General features: G+C 70.6%; 2 protein-coding genes. Both read left to right on the top strand.

Annotated elements, in window-relative coordinates:
• Positions 1–188: 188 nt before the first annotated feature.
• On the top strand, positions 189–359 hold the full coding sequence (locus tag ACK41V_RS23655; RefSeq protein ID WP_162302415.1) for a DUF2256 domain-containing protein: 171 nt from the start codon (positions 189–191) through the stop codon (positions 357–359).
• A 108-nt stretch (positions 360–467) separates the two neighbouring features.
• The coding region (locus tag ACK41V_RS23660) for a hypothetical protein (RefSeq protein WP_409786134.1) at positions 468–657 on the top strand (190 nt) is incomplete at its 3' end.

Here is a 657-nt window from a genome sequence, read left to right on the forward strand (position 1 = left end):
GAAGACCGGGAAGGGAAAGGTGCAAACGGTTCAGGCCGTCTGATCCATCTGCGCCTCCTCCGGCAGGCCCCTCGTCTCACCGCGCCCCTACCGGGGGGAAAGTGGCGGGGAAGGCAAGGCTCCGACCGGGCGGTTGCCCTTGTCCGCAGGCCAGGCCAAGCCAGTTTCCCCGGAAGACGGAGACAGCCATGCCGAAGATGCGCAAGAAATCCGAGTTGCCGACCAAGGTCTGCGCCGCCTGCGGCCTGCCCTTCACCTGGCGCAAGAAGTGGGCGCGCGACTGGGACGCGGTGCGCTTCTGCTCGGACCGCTGCCGCAAGGCCGGTGCGCCACGGGACCCCGCGGCGGAACCGCGATGACCCCGTCGCGCGTCGCGGCGGGACAGCGACGAGAAGACGCAGTCGCACGAGGAGCGGTCTGGAAAGCCCGCCGCTGACCGCCTAGTCTTGCCGCAGGAGGCGCGCGCGGTGCAGACAGTCGCAGAGATCCTGGCCGAGTTTGCCGCCCGGCCCTGGACGACGATCCCCGAGGCCGACCTTGGCCCGGCCCTGCGGGTGCCCACCATGCTCACCCCGGAAGAGCGGCTCTTCTACCACTGGCTCGGCCGCCGGGTGCAGGGCGATGGCGCGACGGTGGACCTTGGCGCCTATGCCGGAG

This window comes from Acidovorax sp. (assembly GCF_046291265.1).
Lineage (GTDB): Bacteria > Pseudomonadota > Gammaproteobacteria > Burkholderiales > Burkholderiaceae_C > Acidovorax.

Excerpts from the sequence above, each read along its gene's own strand:
- ACK41V_RS23655 (WP_162302415.1), top strand. The coding sequence starts at position 189 with ATGCCGAAGATGCGCAAGAAATCCGAGTTGCCGACCAAGGTCTGCGCC.